Genomic DNA, 21,007 nt, shown 5'->3' on the forward strand with positions numbered 1-21,007 from the left:
CGCCGCCCGCATCGCCGGGCCGCTCATCGGGGCGCCAGCCGCTCCTTCCGCCGTTCTTCTCACAATCCAATGTCGTCCCCCAACCTGCATCCCATGCTCAATGTGGCCGTCAAGGCCGCACGCGCCGCCGGCGCGATCATCAACCGCGCCGCCCTCGACGTCGAGGCCGTGCGCATCTCGCAAAAGCAGGTCAACGACTTCGTCACCGAAGTCGATCACGCCAGCGAGCAGGTCATCATCGAAACGCTGCTTGGCGCGTATCCGGGGCACGGCATCCTGGCCGAAGAATCGGGCGCCCAGCATGGCGCCAAGGATTCGGACTACGTCTGGATCATCGATCCGCTCGACGGCACCACCAATTTCATCCACGGCTTTCCGGTCTACTGCGTGTCCATCGCTCTGTCGGTGCGCGGCAAGATCGAGCAAGCGGTCATCTACGACCCGAGCCGCAACGACCTCTTCACAGCCACCAAGGGCCGCGGCGCCTTCATGAACGAGCGCCGAATCCGCGTTTCCAAACGCACCCGGCTCAGCGAATGCCTGGTATCCACCGGCTTTCCGTTCCGCAGTGGCGACAACTTCAAGCAGTACCTGGCCATCATGGCCGACATGATGCCCCGCATGGCCGGCCTGCGCCGCCCCGGCGCGGCAGCGCTCGACCTGGCCTACGTGGCCGCCGGCTTTACCGACGCCTTCTTCGAAACCGGCCTCAACCCCTGGGACGTGGCCGCGGGTTCGCTGCTGGTGACCGAGGCCGGCGGCCTGATCGGCAACTTCACGGGCGAGCCCGACTTTCTTGAACAGCGCGAATGCCTGGCCGGCGCGCCGCGCATTTACGGCCAGATGGTGCCGCTGCTCGCCAAGTACTCCAAGTTTGCCGGCATCGACGACAAGATGCGCGCCAGCGACCGCGTGCGCGCCGTATCGGCCGCCGCGCGGCCTGGTGCCGACGAATCGGTCGACCTGTACGCCCGCAGCACCGTCACCGAGCTGACCGCCGCGCCGCTCGACGGCGAGGCGCCCGCGCCGGCTGCCGCAGCGGCACCGGTGTCGCGCAAGCTCACGCGCATTCGCCGCGACGCGCCTGCCGACGGCAGCCCCTCCGAAGGCGACGCTTCCGCCAAGTGATGCAGGGGCCCGGTGCCGCCCTCCGGTTTCGTGCCGCGCTGCGTGTTGCGCTGAGCCAGTACGTCGCCAACGGCTTCAGCGTTGCGCTTGGCTTGCTGGTCATCTCGGCCGGCGCGCACCTGTGGCTCGGCGCCATTGCGGCGGCGTCGGCCGCGGTGGGCGTGATCGTCACGGCCCCACCAGACCTGCCCGGCCCGCGCCGCGGCAAGTTCTTTCAGATGCTGCCGGCACCGCTGATCGGGCTGCCACTGTTCTTTTTAGTGCAACTGCTGCACGCCGCGCCCATCCGCCTCGGCCTGGTTCTGGTGCCCGCCACCTTCATTGCCTTCCTGGCCATGGCGTGGGGCAAGCGGGGCATCCCCATTGCCATCGCGGTGATGTTCTCGATGATCTTCTCGATGGCCACGCCCACGCCCAGCGGCATGGCCGAGGCGCTCGAACGCACCTGGCACTTCGGCCTGGGCGCGGGGCTCTACGTGATCTGGGCCACGCTGGCCAACCATGCGCTCAACACGCGCTTTCGGGTGCAGTCGGTCTCGGACGTTCTTTATTCGCTGGCCGCGCTGATGCGCACCGAGGCCGGCCAGTTCACCCCGCTCGACGACACCAGCGACATCCGCGAAACCCCCGCGCCATTGCTGGGCCAGCTGTTGCGCGAACAGGCCGCGCTGGCCGACCAGCTGCAGGCCACGCGCGACATCGTGCTGGAGTCGCCGCGCACGCCACGCCGGCAGCGGCTGGCGGCCATGCTGGTGATTGTGCTCGAGATGCGCGACCAGCTGCTCGCGAGTGAGCTCGACCTGGATGCGCTCAAGAGCCATCCCGCGCATGCCGAGGCTCTGATCGAAATGCGCCGCGTGCTCGAAGAACTGGCCGACGAAACCACCGCGCTCGGCGATGCGCTGCTGATGGGCCGCCAGCCCGAAGCAGTGGCCGACCGGCGGCCGCGGCTCGCGTCGATCCATCTTTCCGGCGAGGACGATGGCGCGGGCCATGGCCTGCCCGGCCCGAATGCCGCCATGCTCGCGCGCGGCCTTGCGAGCCGCATCGGCCACATCAACGACGAGGTGCTGCGCCTGTCGGCCATGGCGCGCGGCGACGCCGAGCCCAACCTTGCGGTAGTGCGCGCCAACTGGCAGATGTTCGTGAGCCCCACCGATTGGTCGCTGCGGCCCTTTCTCACGCTGTGGCGCTGGGACGCACCGCCGCTGCGCCACGCCATTCGCGCGGCGCTGGCCATTGCGGCCGGTTACGCCATTGCGGTGTCGCTGCCCTGGGGATCGCACGACTACTGGATTCTGCTGACCATCGTGGTGGTGCTGCGCGGCAGCCTCTCGCAAACGCTGGAGCGGCGCAACAGCCGCGTGGCCGGCACCTTGCTGGGCAGCGTGCTCGCGGTGGGCCTGCTCTCCGCGCATCCCTCGCCCCTGATGCTGCTGGCCATCGTCACGGTGTCGCAGGCCATCGCCCACAGCTTTGCGGTGCGGCGCTACCTGATCACCGCGGTGGCTGCCACCGTGCTCGGCCTGGTGCAGGCGCACATGCTCAACACCGGCACCGCACCCATCTTCGCGCTGTTCGAACGCATTGCCGACACGCTGATAGGCGCCGCCCTGGCCTGGGGCTTTTGCTATGTGCTGCCCTCGTGGGAGCGCGGCCAGATTCCGGCGCTGGTGGCGCGCACGCTCACCGCGCAGGCGCGGCATGCACGCCTGGCGCTGGGCCTGGGCCAATTGAAGGCCGTCGACAGCAGCCCCGAACTCGAATGGCGGCTGGCACGACGCGAGGCCTACGACAGCCTCTCGGCGCTGGTGCAGGCCACGCAGCGCTCGCTGTCCGAGCCGCGCGCGGTGCAGCCGCCGCTCGAACCGCTCGAGCACCTGCAGGCGCACAGCTACCAGTTGCTGGCGCAGCTGAGCGCGGTCAAGTCGATGCTGGTGCTGCGGCGCGACCGGCTCACACCCGCAGACATCGAAGGACCGCTGGAGCGCACGGTGCAGCGCATCGACGCCGCCATCGGCACCGCCCCAACCACCGGTCCCTCGCTGCCCGAAAGCCCCGGCTCCACCACCGTGGGCGGCCCCATCCCCCTGCCCGACCCGTTCGACAACGACGTGAGCCCCTGGCTGCTGCGCCGGCTCGACCTGGCCACGGCGCTTGCCACGCAGCTGCGCGACGACGCGGCGCGCATTCTTCAACCCCTGAACGAGACAACACAGACCACCGCGACCGCCACCGCCCAATGACTGAAGAGATCCTTGCCCACCCCTGGTTCGGCACCTGGCTCGCAGCCTTTGTCGGCGTTCCGCTCGCCCTGTTGATCCACCGCGTGGGCGGCCTCGTGTTGATGCGGGTCACGCGCCCGACGCCCGCGCTGCATGCGATGGTGGTCAACTGCAAGGCGATGGCGCGGCTGGTGCTGCCGCTGGTGGCGCTGCTGCTGGTGTTTCAGGCCGCGCCCGACAACCTGCGCTTCATCGGCAGCGTTCGGCATTTCAACGGGCTGCTGCTGATCGGCGCCACCACCTGGCTCCTGGTCAAGGCCATCAACGGTTTTGCCGACGGCGTGCTGGCGCAGCACCCGCACGACATCGAAGACAACCTGCATGCGCGCCGCGTGCTCACGCAGACGCGCGTGCTGGCGCGCACCGCCATCACGATGGTGCTGGTGGCCGGCGGCGCGATGATGCTCATGACCTTTCCGGGCGCACGCCAGGTCGGCGCCAGCCTGCTGGCCTCGGCGGGCGTGATCGGCATCGTGGCGGGCTTGGCGGCCAAGCCGGTGTTCAGCAACCTGATTGCCGGACTGCAGATTGCATTGGCCCAGCCCATCCGAATGGACGACGTGCTCGTGGTCGAGGGCGAATGGGGCCGCGTCGAGGAGATCACCGGCACCTTCGTGGTTGTGAGAATCTGGGACGACCGGCGGCTGATTTTGCCGCTCAGCTATTTCATCGAGAAGCCGTTCCAGAACTGGACGCGCAAGTCTTCGCAGTTGCTGGGCGCGGTCTTCGTCTATGTCGACTACGGCATGCCGGTGGCGCCGCTGCGTGCAGAGGTGGAACGCATCGTGAAGGGCGCACCCGAATGGGACGGCCGCTTTTTCAACCTGCAGGTGACCGACGCCACCGAGCGCACCATGCAGATCCGCGTGCTGTGCACCGCGGGCAATTCGAGCCTTGCCTTCGACCTGCGCTGCAAGGTGCGCGAGGGGCTCATCGACTTCATGCAGCGGGAGTATCCGCAGTTTCTGCCGAAGATGCGCATCGAGGGCGACGCGATGCAGCCCGCATCGGCAGCCCCTTCGCTGGCTCAGGACGCCGCGCCGCCGCGCTGACCTGCGGCTTGGCGGCTGCGCCGCAGCGGCGGCAGCTGCATGTAGGTGAACGCCCGCAGCAGCCACTCCACCGGACCATAGGCAAAGCGGCCCATCCACCAGGCGCTGAGCAACAGGTTGCCCGCGAAGATCGCCAGCGCAACACCGAACGTGGCCAGCGGTCCGAGAACTCCGATCAACCGCAAGCCAAAGGCGAGAAAGATCCACGCGCACACCGCCGATTGCAGCAGGTAGTTTGTCAGCGCCATGCGACCCGCCGGCGCGAGCGCCCGCGCCAACACGCGGCCGCTTCGGGTCTGGAACACGAGCAGCATGCCGGCCGCATGCGCAGCAGCCAGGAACGGTGCCGTGAGCAGGGTGACCGCGACACCCTGGAGCTCGCGCACCGCGTCCGGACGAAGGGTTGGAAGCGCATAGGCCAGCGCACCCGGCAAACCGATGGCCAGCCCCCACCACAACACCCGCCACAACAAGGCGCGATGCGCATCGACGTGTGCAAGGAGCCCGCGCTTGCCGGCGATGAAGCCCAGGAAGAACATGGCCAGAGCCTCCGGCGCCTGCACCAGCACCGTGACCCACCAGGTCTGCGAAAGATCGCGTACATGCTGCACGACCACCGACAGAGGCGTGGCGCGGTACGCCGCCAGTGCCGCGGCCGCGTCGCCGTAGGCTGCCTGCACGGCCATCTGCATGTCGAGTTGCGAATACATGCGCCCAACGCCGGCCCACAGCAGCGAGGTGAGCAACACCAGCCCGATGGCCGCGCACGCCAGAAGCACATCACCGCGCCGTCGCAGCATCAGCAGCACCGCGCCCAGCACCGCATACGCCATGAGGATGTCGCCGAAATAAAGCAGCACGGCATGCGCCACGCCGAGTACAAACAGCGCGACATGCCGCCGCACCATGCGCGGCACGAAAGGTTTGCCATCGCGCTCCGCCGCCCGCATCTGCAGCGTGAAGCTGTAGCCGAAGAGGAATGAGAACAGCAGGTAGAACTTGGTCTCGAACAAAAAGGCGCGCACGAACGATGCGCTGCGGTCGGCCAGAGAGATGTTGAGCGGATCGGGAATGCCCAGTCCGTAGTAGGTCGAGGCAAAGCTCGCGATATTGACCACCAGGATGCCGAGCAGCGCGAAGCCGCGCAGTGCGTCGACCATCTGCTGGCGCTCGTTCGATGGGCTGGGGTCCAGCGCGGAGAGTTGCGTCGTCATGCGGGCTTTCCAGGTTTGGGAGTTGGCCCTGCGCCGCGTCGCCCGCGATCCGCCTTGGGCAGCACGGCCTCCTGCACCATGCGGTCAGCCCGCGCCTGCAGCCGATGCAAGAATTCATCCAAGTGCGCCGCGTCTTGCTTGCCAAGAGCACCCATCAGCTCGGCGTTGATCTGGGTGACCAGCGGAAAAAGCTCTTCATACAGCGCATGCCCCGCCTCGGTGAGGTCCAGCAACACCTGGCGGCGGTCGCCCGCGCGGGCCACGCGTGAGACCAGCTGCTTTTGCACCAGCGAGCCGACCGCCTTCGAGGTGCGGGCGCGGTCAAGCTGCGCGTGCTCGGCCAGCTGGGAGGAGCCCAGCTCGCCCCGGCTTGCCAGCACCGCAATCAGCCGCCATTCGCGCCGCGTGATGCCGAAGCGCCCCTCGCACAGCCGGATCACCATGCCGCCCGCGACCCCGACCAGCCGCGACAGCCGGTACAGCAGCAGGTCGTCCAAAGGGCGGCGCGGCGCGGTCATTTGGGGGTTAGTCCGGGGGATGGTTGATTAGATCAATCGACTGTAGCGTCTCTACAGTCGTTCGGGATCGAACGCTTGCACGACCAGTACCCGGAGACACCGCCCATGCCCACATCCAACATCGACCGCCGCCGCGCGCTCGCCGCACTGGGCGGGCTCGCCCTGGCGCCGCTCGCCCTCCCCGCGCGAGCCCAGGGTTTCACGCCGGGCCAGCCGATCAAGGTGCTCATCGGCGTGCCCGCCGGCGGCACGCAGGACGTGCTGACGCGCGCCATTGCCGAGCAGGTGCGGGACACGCTGGGCCCGCTCATCGTCGACAACCGCTCGGGTGCGGCAGGCCGCATTGCAGTGGAAGCGGTCAAGACGGCGCCGCCCGACGGGCGCACGCTGCTGCTGGGCACCGCCAGCATGATGACCATGTTCCCGAGCGCCTACCGCCAGCTTTCCTACGACCCGATCAAGGACTTCGTGCCGATCATCAACGCTGCGCGTTTCGAGCTGGCGCTGGTCGTCCACAAGGACGTGCCCGCCAACACGCTGGCTGAATTCATCGCCTGGGCCAAGGCGCAGGGCGACAAGCTGAGCTTTGCCTCCTACGGCGCAGGAACGCCTTCGCACTTTCTGGGCGAAATGCTCAACCGCGCCGCCGGCCTCAAGATGGTTCATGTGCCCTACCGCGGCTCCACGCCGGCGCGGCAAGACGTGATGGGCGGCTCGGTGCCGGTTTATTTCGACACCATCGGCGGCGCGCAGCAACTGCTGCCTTCGGGGCGCGTGAAAGTGCTGGCGACCAGCGGCGAAAAGCGTTCTCCGCTGATGCCCAACCTTCCCAGCTTTGCGGAGAGCGGCTACAAGGACGTGGTCGCCACCGCGTGGTTTGCCTACTACGCGCCGTTGAAGACGCCGCAGCCCGTCATCGACAAGCTGCGTGCCGAGTTCACCCGCGCGGTCAACACGCGCGAGGTGCGTCAGCAGTTGCTGCAGAACGGGATGTACCCCGTTGGCGACAACAGCGAGGCATTGCTGAAAACCATGCGCGAGGACACCGCGCGCTGGGCGGGCATCATGAAGGCCGTGAATTTTCAGGCCAACGATTGAGTGAACGAACCGACGACTGAATGAATGAATCGACGAATGACCGAACGAGGAGGAACCCCATCATGCTGAACAACACCCCCATCACCCGCCGCCTGGCCACGCTGCTTGCCGCAGCCGGCTTCATGGCATCCATCGCCACCATGGCCACCAGCGCGGCTGCGCAGGCACTCGACAGCCCGCTGCACGTCGTTGTCGGCTATGCGCCTGGCGGCGCCACCGATCGCGTAGCGCGCATCGTCGGCGACAAGCTCGGCGCGCGGCTGGGCGTTCCGGTCATCGTCGAGAACAAGCCCGGCGCCGGTGGCCGCCTGGCGGCTCAGCAGGTCAAAACCACGCCAGCCAGCCAGAACGTGCTGATGCTCGCCAACCCCGCCGTGATGGTGGTAGCGCCGCTGGTCTTCAAGGACAACAACTACGACCCGGAGCGCGACTTCGTCCCCGTGTCGCACGTCAACGCCTACGACTTTGCGCTGTCGGTCTCGCCCGCGCTGCCGGTGCGCGAACTGAACCACTTGCTGGCGTGGATGCGCGCCAATCCGAACCAGGCCAACGTGGGCGTGCCCGCCACCGGCAGCCTGCCGCACTTCTTCGGCCTCATGGTGGGCGAGAAGGCCAAGGTGCAGACGCAAATCATCGGCTACCGCGGCTCGGCCCCGCTGCTGAACGACCTGATCGGCGGCCAGGTGCCGATTTCCATCGACACCGAAGACGTGGTGCTGCCGCAGCACAACGCGGGCAAGCTCCGCATCCTTGCAATCTCCGGCGCCAAGCGCTCGCCGTTTGCGCCGAATATTCCGACCTTCAAGGAAGCCGGCCTCGACTTGGCCGCCACCGGCTGGAACACCTTCTTCGCGCCGGCCAGCATGCCCAAGGAGAAGGTCGAACGCCTGTCCAACCTGATCCGCGAAGTCATGCAAGACCCGGACACGCAACGCAAGTTCAAGGACGCCGGCATGACGCCAGTGGTGAGCACGCAGGCGCAGACCGCGGCCATGCTCAAGGCCTACCGCGCGCAGTGGGCCCCCGTCGTCCAGAAGTCCGGCTACCAGCCCTGAACCTTTTCAGACACATGACCAGACCCAACATCATCTTCATCGTGGCCGACGACCTCGGCTATGCCGACCTGGGTTGCTACGGCGGCCGCGATGCCGCCTTCGGCCCCGTGTCGCCCGTGCTCGACGGCCTGGCCGCCAACGGTTTGAAGCTCACGCAGGGCTACTCGAACTCGCCCGTGTGTTCGCCCACGCGCTTTGCGATGATCACCGCGCGCTACCAATACCGCCTGCGCGGCGCGGCCGAGGAGCCCATCAGGAGCAGCAGCCGCGGCAGCACGACGCTCGGCCTGCCGACCGACCACCCCACCCTGCCATCACTACTGAAGGCCAGCGGCTACCAGACTGCGCTCATCGGCAAATGGCACCTGGGCTATCCGCCCAGCTTCGGGCCATTGCGCTCGGGGTACGACGAATTCTTCGGGCCCATGTCGGGCGGCGTCGACTACTTTACCCACTGCGACTCCACCGGCGGCCACGACCTGTGGTTTGGCGAAGAGGACAAGAAGGAAGAGGGCTACCTCACCGACATCCTCTCCAAACGCGCAGTCGACTACGTGGAGCGCATGTCAAAGCAGGAAGCCCCCTTCTTCCTCAGCCTGCACTACACCGCCCCCCACTGGCCGTGGGAAACCCGCGACGACGCCGAGAAGGCACCGACCGTGAAGGACAACCTCTTCGACCTGGCCGGCGGCAATATTCACGTGTACCGCCGGATGATCCATCACATGGACGAAGGCATCGGCTGGATCATGGCCGCGCTGCAAAAGCACGGCATGGCCGACAACACGCTGGTGGTGTTTACCAGCGACAACGGCGGCGAGCGCTTTTCGGACAACTGGCCGCTGGTCGGCGGCAAGATGGATTTGACCGAAGGCGGCATCCGCGTGCCATGGATCGCGCACTGGCCCGCCGTGATTGCCAAGGGCGGCGAGAGCAAGCAGCTGTGCATGACCATGGACTGGTCCGCCACCATGCTTGAAGCGGCCGGCGTGCAGGCCGATGCGGCCTACCCGCTGGACGGCGTGTCGCTCATGCCCGTGCTGAAGGATGCAAAGCACAGCTTCCGCCGCCCGCTGCACTGGCGCATGAACCATCGCGGGCAAGAAGCCATGCGCGATGGGGACTGGAAGTACCTGAAGGTGGATGGGAACGAGTACCTGTTCAACATTCCGGCCGATGAGCGCGAGCGGGCGAATCTGGGGAAGAAAGAGCCGGAGAGGTTGGCCGCGATGCGGGCGGATTGGGCGGCGTGGAATGCGACGATGCCTGGGATTCCGGAGGATGCGACGGTTAGTTTGGGGTATTCGGTGAAGGATATGCCGCAGAGGTAGGGGGTGCAATGGGGTGGGCTCGCGCGCCGTGAATGCCCCACCCGAAGTAATCGATTGAAGGAGCCTCGTCGAGTAGCTGGTTAGGGCGGACACGCGGGTTAAGGTGACAACAGTCGCATGCGACCGGGTCGTAAGCAAAGGTTCGCGTACTCAAAAACTCGTCAATCGATTACGAGCCGAGTCATTAAAGAGCTGCCTACAGCTTTTTCTCGCAGAATGGTCCCGCTTCAGTCATAGCCCGAATCCACTTGCGCACCTCGAACTTAACGGGAACTGCTGGACCCGAGAAAGAATTCGGAGACGACGCTTCCACGAGCCGATATCCACAGCCACCATCGATGTATCTCATGGTGAAAATGTACGCGCGATCCTCTTCCGGTATGAACTCTAAGGTTGCCGAGCACCCTTTGATGAACGCTGGTCCAGCCAGCGCACCAACGGCCCCCATTGCAAACAGCACTAAGCTACCTGGAGCGTCAATGCCCGTTGTGAACACGAGGCTTTGACCGGCTTGAACCTTTAGCTTGCGAGACGATTTCGGCTGGACCAAACCCGGATTCACTCGATCCGTACACTCCTTCGAATCGCCATGCAGATGCACCGACATTGGTCCTGGTGCATCGTCGACAAACTCGATCGATGCAACCGCTTTTCCGGTAGGTTCTTGATAGGGAGTTGCACAACCTAGCAGCACAAGCGGTGCCGTGAGAAGCACCGAGGGAAGGAGTCTGTTGGTCGATTTGAACTGGTTGTTTCGTGCGTTCATATGCGATTCCGGGTTCTCTGAAGGCGGCGGACGAGCGTCCGATACTGGGCCGAAGGTTTCCAAACTTATACAACTGCCGATGATGGGCCCTCGGCTTCGCGCACGAACATGCAGCCCAGAAACGTGCCAGTTTCAGCCACTCGAACGCACAGAAACGCGGTGCCGCGCACGCCGGGAACCTTCAACCACTCGATACCACTTGCAAGGTGTACCACCAGGTTGCGAGCAAGCTCGCCGGCGGACGTCGACAAGCGTTGGAAGTACGCGTCCGGTCGTGCCGCTAGGGCCTTCGTTCGGGTTTCATAGACCTTCACGAGCGCGGGCGTGATGACAGAGTCGCCAAGCGCTTCGATGCCGCCAGGGACGAGGGCAGCATCCGCAGCCGCCTCCGCTTCGAACAGTCCCGAGGTTCGGAGGCCTTCACTGATATCAGCTCGCATCGAATCTGCAAGTAAAAAGCTCTGGGCAATGACTGGTCCTGGCCCGACTGAAGACTTCATACGTCTCGCGTCACGCCAGCTGTCGTAAATCCCCAGCGTAGTAAACCGTCAGGGTGTTCGCACGCGAAACTGACTTTGATCTTGTCGTAGACAGATTTTGCGTCGATTCCGCTTACACGACATCGATCGTTGGGAAGAAGGTCAAGGCGATTTGACCATTGCTGCGCGAGGTCCTCCCAAAGCACAGCCCACGTATCGCGCACGGCTTCAAAAGACAACGCCGAGATCCTCTGAGCCGCGCATTCGACTTCGACAGGAATGATAGAGAGGTGGTCATGTCCCCAGTGAAGGTCGAGATCACATCCGTTGAATTTCAGATTCAATAGTTCTTCAATCGTCATTTGTACCCCCTCATACAAGGACGCCTCTGGCCGACTACGGTGGTACACGAGCGTAAGCCCAACGACCGCTCACACTGCATAGTCGTGTAGCGCCGACAACTGATGCAGCGTTTCTACCGCTCTCGACGCATGCTCAACTTACTAGAACTTGGCATTCCCGTGAATTTCGTCACATCGGACAGAACCCTGTTCTGTAATGCCGTGAAATGGACTGGCGCATGAAGAGGCGCCACAGTCCTCAGGTTCGGTTTCCGGCGTGGGTGGAGATGGGCATTCCCCTCACGTCGGGGACGAGCGCACATATTTCTTCATCTATCCACACAAGCAAGGAGCACAGCCATGTCTTTCAAGATTCTCTGCTGCGACGGCGGCGGCATCCGCGGCGTCATCACTGCGCTGCTGATCCAGGACCTGGACCGAAGCTTCGGCATCGTCCAAAACGCAGATGGTTTCGCCGGCACTTCCACTGGTGGCCTGATCTCGCTGGGCCTCGTGAGCAATGTGGGCATCGACGCCATCGTCAATCTCTACCAAAACGAAGGGGCCACGATCTTCGAACCCAACGGCTGGTTGCTGAGCGCACAGGCCAAGCAGCAGGACCGGGCGCCGGCGCAGTCGACGGAAGAACTGCTGGGCAGCGGCCCTGGCATCTTCAGATGCCAGTACGTCAACACTGGCTTGCAGGCAGTCGCCCAGAAACTGGTGGGCGCAGGCGCGATGTCGTCGGCGAGCCGCTTCGTGGCCGTCAACTCCGCGCGGCTATGGGATGCGAGCGACAACAGTTGGGCGCCGTGCACCATCTCCAACGGTCCGAACAATACCTACCGTGGCATCAGCATGGTGGACGCCGCGCTGGCCACCTCGGCTGCGCCGACGTACTTCCCGCCGTACCAGGTGGGAGACTTCGGCTACTTCGCCGACGGCGGCACCTTCGCCAACAACCCCTCGATGACTGCGCTCGTAGAAGCCATCTACCAGGGCTACGCCACCTCCACGTCGGACATCGTGATGTTGTCGCTGGGGACCGGCGCCAATCCGGTGGGCGTGCCGCCGGGTTCTGTGTCCAATCCGCTGGACTGGGGCGTCACCCATTGGCTGTGGCCGTTCAGCGATGGCGCGGTGCCGGCCACGGCACTGCTCAATCTCACCATGGATGCCACCGCCGAGTTGGCGGCGATCCAGGCGCAGCAACTGCTCGGCAGCAACTACATGCGCGGCAATGTGCCGCTGAGCCAGCCGTTCGGCCTGGACGACTACAAGAACGTAGGCGAATTGGTGAGCGCGACGCAGAACTACATGGAGACCTCGTCCGAGTGGGCGGCGGTGCGTAGCTGGGTGCAGCAGAACTGGAGGTGAGCGAGCAGGCGTCTCAGGCCAGCCACTCATCCCCCGCCAACCTCCATCCACTCACACCGACATGGAACCTGCCGATGCACCGGCCTTCGGCGAGGGCCCTGCGGAGGCAATGCCCGCCGGAGCACCCGCCTCCAGCGAACACCATGCGGCTGATGGCTTATCTGCCTCAAGCGAGCACCAAGCAGCTGTTGGTTTGCCAGCCTCCAGCGAACACCATGCAGCTGCTGGTTTTCCCGCTTCAAGCGAGCACCAGGCAGCCTTTGGTTTGCCAGCCTCAAGCGAGCACCATGCGGCTGCAGGTTTATCTACCTCGAGCGAACACCATGCAGCCGCCGTTTTGCCCGCCTCCAGCGAACACCACGCAGCCGCCGGTTTACCGGCCTCCAACGAGCACCAAGCCGCCGCAGGTTTGCCCGCTTCAAGCGAACACCAAGCGGCCGCATCCTTGCCAACTCCACGTTGAGGCGTTGCAGGCGTAGCCTCGCCAAACTCCTCAGCCGTCAGCCGCTGCATCTCCTCGAAGGCCGCTTGCAGCGCCTTCGCATCGTCTTCGCCGCGCAGGCCAAGGTACGGAAAGTGGTGCAAGAAATAACCGAAGGTAGTTTCGCAATCAGCGGCGTACTTTCTCGTGTCCAGAATGTGCATGTGCCAGAAGCGGTCGACGTCCTGCTCGGGAGCGAGCGTCAGGTCGGGGTGCTTGGCGTGCAGGATCAGGTAGCGCTTGTAGGCCACTTCCATCTGGTTCGCGTAGCTTGGGGACCAGCCGTATCCGTCTTCTTTGCGGCAGGCCTTGAATTTGATGGGCGTGAGGTCGAGCGCCTCGATGGCGGCGATGGTCTGGTCGAGTGTTCTGCTTTGGGTCGAATGAATCATGAATGCTCCTGTGGAGTTGCTGCAATGTCCGAGCGAACGTGCTCGGTGACGATGCTTCAAGGGTTGGGCCGTCAGGCCGCGACCGATGGAGCAAATTGGTTGTGTAGGTGACGCGCCATGAAATTGCGCACCTCGTCGGCAGGCACGGGCCTGCAGAGCCAGTAGCCCTGGGCCTCGTCGCAACCGCGGCTGCGCAGGTAGTCGAACTGGGCTTGGGTCTCGATGCCTTCGGCCACCACCTTCATTCGCAGCCCGTGGGCCAGGGTGATGATGCCGTCGATGAGAGCGCGTGCGTCAGCGTCCTGCGAAAGGTCGTTGATGAAGGAACGGTCGATCTTGACCGTCGACAGCGGAAAGTGCTTCAAGTAGGAGAGCGAGGAATAGCCCGTTCCAAAATCGTCTATGGCAAGTCCGACGCCCATGTCTCGAATCGTCCGGAGCAATTGAGCCGCGCGCTCAGGGTTGGCCATCACCGCGCCCTCGGTAATTTCCAACTCCAGCAGCGACGGCTCCAGGCCCGAGGTTTCCAGCACGGACCGTATGTCGGTAATGAGCGTGCGGCTTTCGAATTGGCGCGGCGACAGGTTGACGCTCATCAACACCTCCGGCAAACCGAATTCCTGCCATGAACGCGAATCGGCGCAGGCCTTCTCCAGCGCCCACTTGCCGAGGGACACGATCAAGCCGATCTCTTCGGCAATTGGGATGAACTGCACCGGCGGAATCATGCCCAGGATGGGATGGTGCCACCGCATCAGCGCCTCGACGCCAACGATGCGCTGGGTCTGCAGATTCATCTTCGGCTGGTAGTGCATTTCCAGCTCGCCACGTTCCAGGGCATGGCGCAGCGCGCTTTCCAGCATGAGCTGTTCGGTACTCTGCGCGTTCATTTTTGCCGCGTAGAACCTGAAGGTATTGCGGCCTCTTTCCTTGGCCCGGTACATCGCGGTGTCGGCGTTCTTCAAGAGCGCTTCGGCGTCGCCGCCGTTGTCCGGGTAGACGCTCACGCCAACGCTGGCGGTAACGTGCAGCTCGCGCCCCGCAATCATGAAAGGCTCGGCGCAACATGCGAGCACTCTTTCGGCGAGCACCGCGGCATCGTTCGCGCTGGACAGGTTCTCCAGGAGCAGCACGAACTCATCGCCACCGAAACGCGCCACGACGTCGGCCTCGCGCAGCAGCGCCGTGAGGCGCTCGCCGCAGATCTTGATCATCTCGTCGCCCACGCCGTGGCCCAGCGTGTCGTTGATGTGCTTGAAGCGATCCAGGTCGACGAATATCACCGCGAACTGCTTCTGGTGGCGGTTGCTGCGCTTGATGGCGCGAACCAGCTCGTGTTGCAGCGCGGCGCGGTTGAACAACCCGGTGAGTTCGTCGTGACTGGCCATGAAGCGGAGACTTCTCTCGGCCAGCTTGCGTTGCTTGTACTGGGCGATCTGCAAGGCGATCACTCGCAGCGACTCCATCGTCTCGGCCTCGACTGCGTACGGATTGGAGCCAAAGAGTTCCAGCGCCGTGGTCGATCCGGTAATGATCATCGGCACGACGACACCAACGGTCAGTCCGGCCTGCCTGGCGCTCACATCGCGCGCAAAATTCTTCGGGGCCGCCTGCGCGTCAATCTGGACGATGCCGCCTGTTTTCCAGGCGCGGCCCAGCGAGCCTTCATCAGCCTGGTACTCGAGCAAACGGCTGTCAGAGACGAACTGCTGCACTGCCAGAGGGATGTCGTTGGCATGCCAGGCGGCGGTGCAGCGAACTAAACCGTCCTCGCCGACGCTCCACAACGCGCCGCAGTCCCAGCGCAAGTCGGTGCATACGGCTTCCAATGCGAGCGTGATGACCGTTTCGGCCCGGCCATCGCCGGCAAGCAGCCGAGCGATCTTGTATTCGAGCTTCTGGCGCAAGGCATCCTTGCGCGGCCGCGTCGCGTCGCGCACGGTGCCGCGCACCAGTGTCTTTCCGTCTTCCACGGCCGACTGCGCGATGACGTGGAGCCAGCGTTCGGTGCCATCGGGCAGGCACAAGCGGTGCTCGAATTCGCTGCGTTCCATGGACTGGGAGGCCAGCGCGATGTGCTCTTCAACCGCGACGCGTTCCGCAGGTGGAACCCGCGACAGCAGCGCGGGCAGGTCCGGCTGCGAAGGGCCGGGTTCAAAGCCCAGGATGCGCCGAGCTTCATCGGAGCATTGCAGGGCTCCGGTCTGCGGATCGAGGATCCAGCTACCCAGGCTTGCCAGGTGCTGGGCTTCTTCCAACTGCCGCTCGCTGGTGCGCAGGTGGATGGTCATCTTGTTCGCCAGGACCTGGGCTCGGCTGCGTGAGGTGGTCAACGAAAAAACGATGCCGGCGAGCAGCATGCTGGTGGCCAGGCCGCCGAAGACGATGAACCAAGGGATGGACTTGTCGAGCGGGCCGAAGGCCTGGTTTTCGTCTTGGGCGACCTCCACGAGCCAGGAGTGGCCGCCCAGCTCGAAGCCGAGCATGCGTTCGAGGCTGCGCGCCGGCGCGGCAGCACTGGGCTTCGCCAAGGCTCCGCTGTCGAACATCAATTGCCGCTCGCCGAACGAAGTGGTCGCTACAAACCGAGTCTCCACGCGTGTCCCGATCGCCCCCTTGCCCGGCCCGGCATCGATCAAGCGCAACCGGAACGTCCTCGCGGCAGTGGCACCCACCACGTCGCTCAGCATTCCCGCGACGCTGAAGCCCGCGCCAACCGAACCTATGTAGGCATTGCGCCGCTGCTCGAGCGTGTCGAGCGGTTGTTTTGGGCGATAAACCGGCAGCCGCATCGCCAATCCGACGTCGGATTCGCGACCCGCGATGCGGACTTTCCGGCCAGACATGACGAGCCCACCGGTGTCGCGCCCCTGCTCGAGTGCGTTTCCTCTGTCGGGCATCGCGCCCAGGTCATTGCCAATCAGCCTTTCGTTCCCGGCCCGCGGTTCGATGTAGACCAGTGGGTAGTAGGTGTCCCGCTCACCGGGTGGCTTGATGGCGAACTTGGAGGCAACGACAGTGTCGAGGCTGGCATCGCCGCGAACCTGCTGCTCGAAGGCCTGCTTGTCATTGGCCGCAATGCGGGGCGCATAGTTAACGGCCTGGAAACCGGGGTAGGCGCTCGCCAGGTTCAGCCCCGCGACGTAATCCGTGAAATCGCTTCGCGTCACGGCCTCGGAGGTGTTGAATCGTGCACGCAGGCCGGTCAGGACGGCAATGTAGTCGTCGAAGCGGGCTTCGACCTTGCGCGCCAGGTCGAAGGCGGTTGCGTCGAAGCGTGCCTGGGCACTGCGTCCGATCTCCTGCCGGGCGGAGACGCCGAGGGCGATCGAGAGCGCCGCGCCGGCAACGAAAATCACCAGCGGCAAGCGAATCCTGACCCAGACGGACAATGACATTGGATTCGACTCCCGTCGTTGCACAGACCGGTTGGCTCTGTATGCGGCAGTGCAGCACGCAGAGAACGCAGTATTTTGTATCGTTTTGTCGCAATATATACAAAGGTTACCGAAACGTCACGCGATTTGTCCTACCCACAGTCGGGTCATGGCGGGGACGGCTTGACCGAACCTGAGCAGTTCGCGTTTTTGCGCTTGGTCGAGCATTGCGCCTCCCTAATTCGCCCCTAAGCCTTTTGCCTTTTGACTGACACAGGGCAAACCTAGATTCGTTCGCGGCCCCCCAGTGCCGACGCACCCTGCGCGGCGCTGCGTCATGCCCCTCCACGCCGAAAGAACGAATTGATTAGAGAAGCCACTCCAAACGTCAGATCCAGCTTGCTGTACCCCACCCTGACCGTGCTCGCAGCGTCGTTGCTGGCCGCGTGCGGAGGTGGCGACAACGGCACAGGCCAGTTCGCGTTTCTGCCGCCCGCAAACCAGCCCGGCGCGAGCCAACCCGCCGGCCCCGGCAACACCACCTTCAGCGGTGTGCTCACGGCCAGCGCCTTCAAGCCCGGCAGCAGCTCCGACCCGGTGATCGGCGCCGGCTACTACGCCGGCGCCACCGTCTGCGTGGACGCCAACGGCAACGGCCGCTGCGACACCGGCGAGCCTGCGGCGGTCACGGACGGCAGCGGCAAGTTCAGCCTGTCGCTCTCCGGCGCGTCGGCACTCATTGCCGACATCGGCACCAATGCCAGAAACACCGCAACCAACACCAACGTGCCCACGCGCGAAGTGCTGCGCGTCATGCTCGATCAGGTGCAGGAGCAAGGCACGGCCGTGGTGGTGAGCCCGCTGTCGTCCGAAGTGGCGCGGCTGGTCGAAGCCAACGCCACGAGCTATGCCGTCGAGAAGCAGAACCTGGCCACGCGCCTGGGCGTGCCCGTCGCGTCGGTGCTCGGCGACGTCAATGCCGCCAGCGGCACCGTGCAGACCGCCTTGCTCAACGAAGCCAATGCGCTGAACAACCGCTTCGCCTACGCCACCACCAAGCTCGACCGCGGCGACAAGTTTCCCGACGCGCTGGCCAACCCCGGCGGCGATCCGCGCCTGGCCGGCATGGCCGGCGTGACCACGGCTACGGCCAAGGTGGTGGACAACCGCAAGCCCATCACCTTCCTGCAGTCGCAGCAGGCGGCTTTCAACGTGGAGGGCATTCCGCGCTACGACAACATCTTCATCGTGATGCTGGAGAACAAGGCCACGATGTCGATCCTGAACTCGGCCTACGCGCCCAAGATCAACGGCTACCTGAAGGCCGGCAACCAACTGGTGAGCTACTACGCCACCGGCAACCCGAGCGAGCCCAACTACACGGCGCTGGGTGGCGCGGACGACTGGGGCATTACCGACGACAGCCAGTGGAATTGCGACGCGACCGGCACCAATGCCGTGCGGGACACTCCCGTGCCGGACAACACGCAGCCCGGCCTGTCCAAGTCACCATTCGCAGCCACCTGCACGCAGGCCGCCGCGGTGAACCACAACATCGTCGGCAAGCCCAACCTGTTCAATGCGATGACGAGCGCCGGCCTGACTTGGCGCACGTACAGCGAGTCGATGAATCCGGGCCAGGACTTCCGCACCGACAGCGTGGCCGATGCGGCCGTCACCGCCAAGGACAACGTCTATGCGCCGGGCACGCTGGGCGGCAACACCGCGGCCATTGGCGACGCTACGCTCACGCTGCCGCTGCCCGCAGGCCTGTACAAGACCAAGCACCACCCCGGCATGGCTTACCAGAACGTGCGCAGCGCGCCCGAATGGAAGTACAGCAACCGCACCATGGGCGGCGGCCAGTGGGACGCGACGCTGAAGAACAGCACCGACTACGCCATTCCCGCCAACTACGACTACGACCAACTCGGCGCCGACCTGGCCAGTGGCAACGTCGGCAACCTGAACTTCCTGGTGCCCGACCAGTGCGACGACATGCACGGCATCAGCGTGAAGGGCACCGGCGGCGTCGGCACCGCGAGCGACTGCGGCAGCGTGGCGAACAACGTGTCGGCCACCGCCGTCTCGCCGATCATCACGCGCGGCGACAACTACGTCGATTTCACGGTGAAGCGCATCCAGGCTTCACCGCTGTGGCAGAACCCGCAGAAGCGGGTGGCCATCGTGCTGATGTTCGACGAAGGCAGCGCCACCAGCGGCTTCAATTCCTGCTGCGGCTGGAACGTGTCGAACAGCACGGTCGCCAATCCGGTCAAGCAGAACGCGGACGGCACCTGGTCGGTGGACGCGACCATCAACAACTACACCAAGGGCAACCGCGGCCACGGCGAGAGCATCTTCGGCATTCTGACCAACCAGACCAACGCACCCAAGGGCGTGTCCGACAGCGACGCCTACAGCCACTTCTCGTTCGTTCGCACGCTGCAGGACATGTTCCAGCTGGCCGATCCGGTGGTCGACGGCACGTACATGAACCGCTCGAAGTACACCGAGGCCTTCATCGCCGAGAACATCATGAACCTGCCGGAATACGCAGGCAGCGCGGACACCCACTTCGACAGCGTGCGGCCGATCAACCACGCCTTCGTGATTCCGGCGAGCTACACGCAGAAGCAGTCGGGCGACGTCTCGACCACGGCGCAGGTCGGCCCGGATGCCAATCAGCTGAATGTCTGGTCGCTGAAGCAATGAGGGCGCTCGGTGCGGCGGGCATCGCAGGCGCGATGCTCGTCGTTGCATGCGGCGGCAGCGGCAGTGGCCCTGCCGTGGCGTTGCCGGGCACGGCTACGGGCGCCACGGCGGGCGCATCCGCACCCGCATCGCCGACAGCGGCGCCCGCGCCGCCCAGCACGCTGAGCCTTGCGGCGCAGGTGGGCCAGAAGATGTTCTTCGACAAGAAGCTCTCGGGCTCCGGCGCCATGTCTTGTGCCAGCTGCCACGACCCGGCGCATGCGCACGCGCCCGCCAACGACCTGTCTGTGCAGCTCGGCGGCGTGCACATGGACCTGGCCGGCCTGCGTGCCGTGCCTTCGCTGCGCTACAAGGACGTCACCCCGCCCTACGCCGACCTGCTGGACAACCCGGACGGCATCAGCGTGCCGGGCCCCGGCGGCGGCTTCACCGCCGACGGCCGCGCCGACACGCTGGCCGCGCAGGCCCGCATTCCGCTGCTCGACCCGCTCGAGATGGCCAACGCCAGCAGCGCCGAAGTGGTGAAGAAGCTGCAGGCCGCCGACTACGCACCGCTCATCGCCAAGGCCTTCGGTGCGAAGGTGTTCGACGACAGCGACGCCGCATTCGCCAATGCCTTGCTGGCCCTGCAGGCCTATCAACTCGAGGACAAGAGCTTTCATCCGTACAGCAGCAAGTTCGACCTGTATGCGGGCAACAAGATCGGCGGCACGCTCACGCCGGCGGAAACGCGCGGCCTCAAGGTGTTTGCCAATCCGGCCACGGGCAACTGCGCGTCGTGCCACTACCAGGGCGCGGGCCTCAACGGCAGTTCGGCGCTGTTCACCGACTTCTCCTACGAAGCGATCGGCGTGCCGCGCAACGCCGGCATTCCCGCCAACAACAACGTGCAGTACTTCGACATGGGCGTGTGCGGTCCGCTGCGCACCGACCATGCGCCGGCCGCGCCCAATGCCGCGAACAGCTTCTGCGGCATGTTCAAGGCGCCGACCCTGCGCAACGTGGCCACGCGCACGGCCTTCTTCCACAACGGCGTGATGCATTCGCTGGAACAGGTCATCCGCTTCTACAACACGCGCGACACGCAGCCCGAACTCTGGTACCCCACCGTGGGCGGCACGCCCAAGGCGAAGAACGACCCCGGCTTTCCGGGCTACGGCCTCGTCACCACGCAGTACACGGGCGGCAAGGTCCAGAAATACGACGACCTGCCAGCGGCCTACGCGCCGAACATCGATACCCAGCTGCCGATGGACGGCCGCGCCGCGGGCTCGGTGCCTCCCATGTCCGAACAGGACATTGCCGACCTGATCTGCTTCCTGAACACCTTGAGCGATGCGGACACGAAGCCCGCGACCCCCACGAAGCCGGGTGCATGCGTCAATTGATTTCCTTCCT

16 protein-coding genes are annotated in these 21,007 nt (G+C 65.0%); 9 read left to right on the plus strand and 7 right to left on the minus strand.

The window, feature by feature from the left end; genetic code table 11:
• Positions 1–69 precede the first annotated feature (69 nt).
• Genes ASC78_RS07860 through ASC78_RS07870 form a run of 3 tightly spaced genes read left to right on the plus strand, consistent with a single transcriptional unit; the run spans position 70 to position 4,465 of the window.
• Complete coding sequence (locus ASC78_RS07860; RefSeq protein WP_055798911.1) at positions 70–1,128, plus strand: inositol monophosphatase family protein; 1,059 nt, start codon at positions 70–72, stop codon at positions 1,126–1,128.
• A complete protein-coding gene (locus ASC78_RS07865) occupies positions 1,128–3,374 on the plus strand; it encodes an FUSC family protein (RefSeq protein ID WP_055798915.1) in 2,247 nt (748 codons plus the stop codon). The genes ASC78_RS07860 and ASC78_RS07865 overlap by 1 nt, the downstream gene beginning before the upstream one ends.
• A complete protein-coding gene (locus ASC78_RS07870; protein ID WP_055798918.1) occupies positions 3,371–4,465 on the plus strand; it encodes a mechanosensitive ion channel family protein in 1,095 nt (364 codons plus the stop codon). The genes ASC78_RS07865 and ASC78_RS07870 overlap by 4 nt, the downstream gene beginning before the upstream one ends.
• Here the strand turns inward: ASC78_RS07870 and ASC78_RS07875 are convergent.
• On the minus strand, positions 4,441–5,679 hold the full coding sequence (locus ASC78_RS07875) for a DUF418 domain-containing protein (protein WP_235505026.1): 1,239 nt from the start codon (positions 5,677–5,679) through the stop codon (positions 4,441–4,443). The genes ASC78_RS07870 and ASC78_RS07875 overlap by 25 nt on opposite strands.
• Positions 5,676–6,197, minus strand: a complete 522-nt coding sequence (locus ASC78_RS07880; protein WP_055798921.1) for a MarR family winged helix-turn-helix transcriptional regulator — start codon at positions 6,195–6,197, stop codon at positions 5,676–5,678. The genes ASC78_RS07875 and ASC78_RS07880 overlap by 4 nt, the downstream gene beginning before the upstream one ends.
• 105 nt (positions 6,198–6,302) lie before the next feature.
• Here ASC78_RS07880 and ASC78_RS07885 point away from each other — a divergent pair, with 105 nt between their 5' ends.
• The 3 genes from ASC78_RS07885 to ASC78_RS07895 all read left to right on the plus strand — a co-directional run bounded on the left by ASC78_RS07885 (position 6,303) and on the right by ASC78_RS07895 (position 9,681).
• Complete coding sequence (locus tag ASC78_RS07885; RefSeq protein WP_055798924.1) at positions 6,303–7,295, plus strand: Bug family tripartite tricarboxylate transporter substrate binding protein; 993 nt, start codon at positions 6,303–6,305, stop codon at positions 7,293–7,295.
• Positions 7,296–7,357: 62 nt separating this feature from the next.
• A complete protein-coding gene (locus tag ASC78_RS07890; RefSeq protein WP_200934283.1) occupies positions 7,358–8,350 on the plus strand; it encodes a Bug family tripartite tricarboxylate transporter substrate binding protein in 993 nt (330 codons plus the stop codon).
• Between the two features lie 14 nt (positions 8,351–8,364).
• The gene (locus ASC78_RS07895) at positions 8,365–9,681 is read left to right on the plus strand and encodes a sulfatase family protein (RefSeq protein ID WP_055798928.1); all 1,317 of its coding nucleotides are present in this window, start codon (positions 8,365–8,367) and stop codon (positions 9,679–9,681) included.
• Positions 9,682–9,877: 196 nt separating this feature from the next.
• On the opposite strand, the gene ASC78_RS27410 is transcribed toward ASC78_RS07895, so the two are convergent.
• The 3 genes from ASC78_RS27410 to ASC78_RS27415 all read right to left on the minus strand — a co-directional run bounded on the left by ASC78_RS27410 (position 9,878) and on the right by ASC78_RS27415 (position 11,288).
• Positions 9,878–10,447: a hypothetical protein gene (locus ASC78_RS27410; RefSeq protein WP_157634412.1), complete on the minus strand. Its 570-nt coding sequence runs from the start codon at positions 10,445–10,447 to the stop codon at positions 9,878–9,880.
• Between the two features lie 65 nt (positions 10,448–10,512).
• A complete protein-coding gene (locus ASC78_RS07900; protein ID WP_157634413.1) occupies positions 10,513–10,947 on the minus strand; it encodes a hypothetical protein in 435 nt (144 codons plus the stop codon).
• Complete coding sequence (locus ASC78_RS27415) at positions 10,944–11,288, minus strand: hypothetical protein (RefSeq protein WP_157634414.1); 345 nt, start codon at positions 11,286–11,288, stop codon at positions 10,944–10,946. Before ASC78_RS27415 ends, ASC78_RS07900 begins: the two co-directional genes overlap by 4 nt.
• Before the next feature lie 339 nt (positions 11,289–11,627).
• Here ASC78_RS27415 and ASC78_RS07905 point away from each other — a divergent pair, with 339 nt between their 5' ends.
• Positions 11,628–12,644, plus strand: coding sequence for a patatin-like phospholipase family protein (locus tag ASC78_RS07905; RefSeq protein ID WP_055798933.1), 1,017 nt, complete (start codon positions 11,628–11,630; stop codon positions 12,642–12,644).
• A gap of 51 nt (positions 12,645–12,695) precedes the next feature.
• Here ASC78_RS07905 and ASC78_RS07910 read toward each other — a convergent pair whose 3' ends face one another.
• Together ASC78_RS07910 and ASC78_RS07915 are read right to left on the minus strand one after the other, a co-directional pair.
• Complete coding sequence (locus ASC78_RS07910) at positions 12,696–13,517, minus strand: glycine-rich domain-containing protein (protein ID WP_235505027.1); 822 nt, start codon at positions 13,515–13,517, stop codon at positions 12,696–12,698.
• 71 nt (positions 13,518–13,588) lie between these two features.
• On the minus strand, positions 13,589–16,915 hold the full coding sequence (locus tag ASC78_RS07915; protein ID WP_055798936.1) for a bifunctional diguanylate cyclase/phosphodiesterase: 3,327 nt from the start codon (positions 16,913–16,915) through the stop codon (positions 13,589–13,591).
• 378 nt (positions 16,916–17,293) lie between these two features.
• On the opposite strand from ASC78_RS07915, the gene ASC78_RS07920 reads away from it, so the two are divergent.
• Both ASC78_RS07920 and ASC78_RS07925 read left to right on the plus strand, forming a co-directional pair.
• The gene (locus ASC78_RS07920) at positions 17,294–19,609 is read left to right on the plus strand and encodes a hypothetical protein (protein WP_055798940.1); all 2,316 of its coding nucleotides are present in this window, start codon (positions 17,294–17,296) and stop codon (positions 19,607–19,609) included.
• Positions 19,606–20,997 carry a cytochrome-c peroxidase gene (locus ASC78_RS07925; protein ID WP_082517472.1) on the plus strand — a complete coding sequence of 464 codons (1,392 nt, stop codon included), beginning with the start codon at positions 19,606–19,608 and terminating at the stop codon, positions 20,995–20,997. Before ASC78_RS07920 ends, ASC78_RS07925 begins: the two co-directional genes overlap by 4 nt.
• Positions 20,998–21,007: the final 10 nt, after the last annotated feature.

This window comes from Variovorax sp. Root318D1, from assembly GCF_001424835.1.
In the GTDB taxonomy this organism is placed as follows: domain Bacteria; phylum Pseudomonadota; class Gammaproteobacteria; order Burkholderiales; family Burkholderiaceae_C; genus Variovorax.

Coding starts and splice junctions, on each gene's coding strand:
- ASC78_RS07880 (WP_055798921.1), bottom strand. CDS start 6,197: ATGACCGCGCCGCGCCGCCCTTTGGACGACCTGCTGCTGTACCGGCTG.
- ASC78_RS07860 (WP_055798911.1), top strand. CDS start 70: ATGTCGTCCCCCAACCTGCATCCCATGCTCAATGTGGCCGTCAAGGCC.
- ASC78_RS07925 (WP_082517472.1), top strand. CDS start 19,606: ATGAGGGCGCTCGGTGCGGCGGGCATCGCAGGCGCGATGCTCGTCGTT.
- ASC78_RS07875 (WP_235505026.1), bottom strand. CDS start 5,679: ATGACGACGCAACTCTCCGCGCTGGACCCCAGCCCATCGAACGAGCGC.
- ASC78_RS07885 (WP_055798924.1), top strand. CDS start 6,303: ATGCCCACATCCAACATCGACCGCCGCCGCGCGCTCGCCGCACTGGGC.
- ASC78_RS27410 (WP_157634412.1), bottom strand. CDS start 10,447: ATGAACGCACGAAACAACCAGTTCAAATCGACCAACAGACTCCTTCCC.
- ASC78_RS07910 (WP_235505027.1), bottom strand. CDS start 13,517: ATGATTCATTCGACCCAAAGCAGAACACTCGACCAGACCATCGCCGCC.
- ASC78_RS07900 (WP_157634413.1), bottom strand. CDS start 10,947: ATGAAGTCTTCAGTCGGGCCAGGACCAGTCATTGCCCAGAGCTTTTTA.
- ASC78_RS27415 (WP_157634414.1), bottom strand. CDS start 11,288: ATGACGATTGAAGAACTATTGAATCTGAAATTCAACGGATGTGATCTC.
- ASC78_RS07905 (WP_055798933.1), top strand. CDS start 11,628: ATGTCTTTCAAGATTCTCTGCTGCGACGGCGGCGGCATCCGCGGCGTC.
- ASC78_RS07890 (WP_200934283.1), top strand. CDS start 7,358: ATGCTGAACAACACCCCCATCACCCGCCGCCTGGCCACGCTGCTTGCC.
- ASC78_RS07895 (WP_055798928.1), top strand. CDS start 8,365: ATGACCAGACCCAACATCATCTTCATCGTGGCCGACGACCTCGGCTAT.
- ASC78_RS07865 (WP_055798915.1), top strand. CDS start 1,128: ATGCAGGGGCCCGGTGCCGCCCTCCGGTTTCGTGCCGCGCTGCGTGTT.
- ASC78_RS07870 (WP_055798918.1), top strand. CDS start 3,371: ATGACTGAAGAGATCCTTGCCCACCCCTGGTTCGGCACCTGGCTCGCA.
- ASC78_RS07915 (WP_055798936.1), bottom strand. CDS start 16,915: ATGTCATTGTCCGTCTGGGTCAGGATTCGCTTGCCGCTGGTGATTTTC.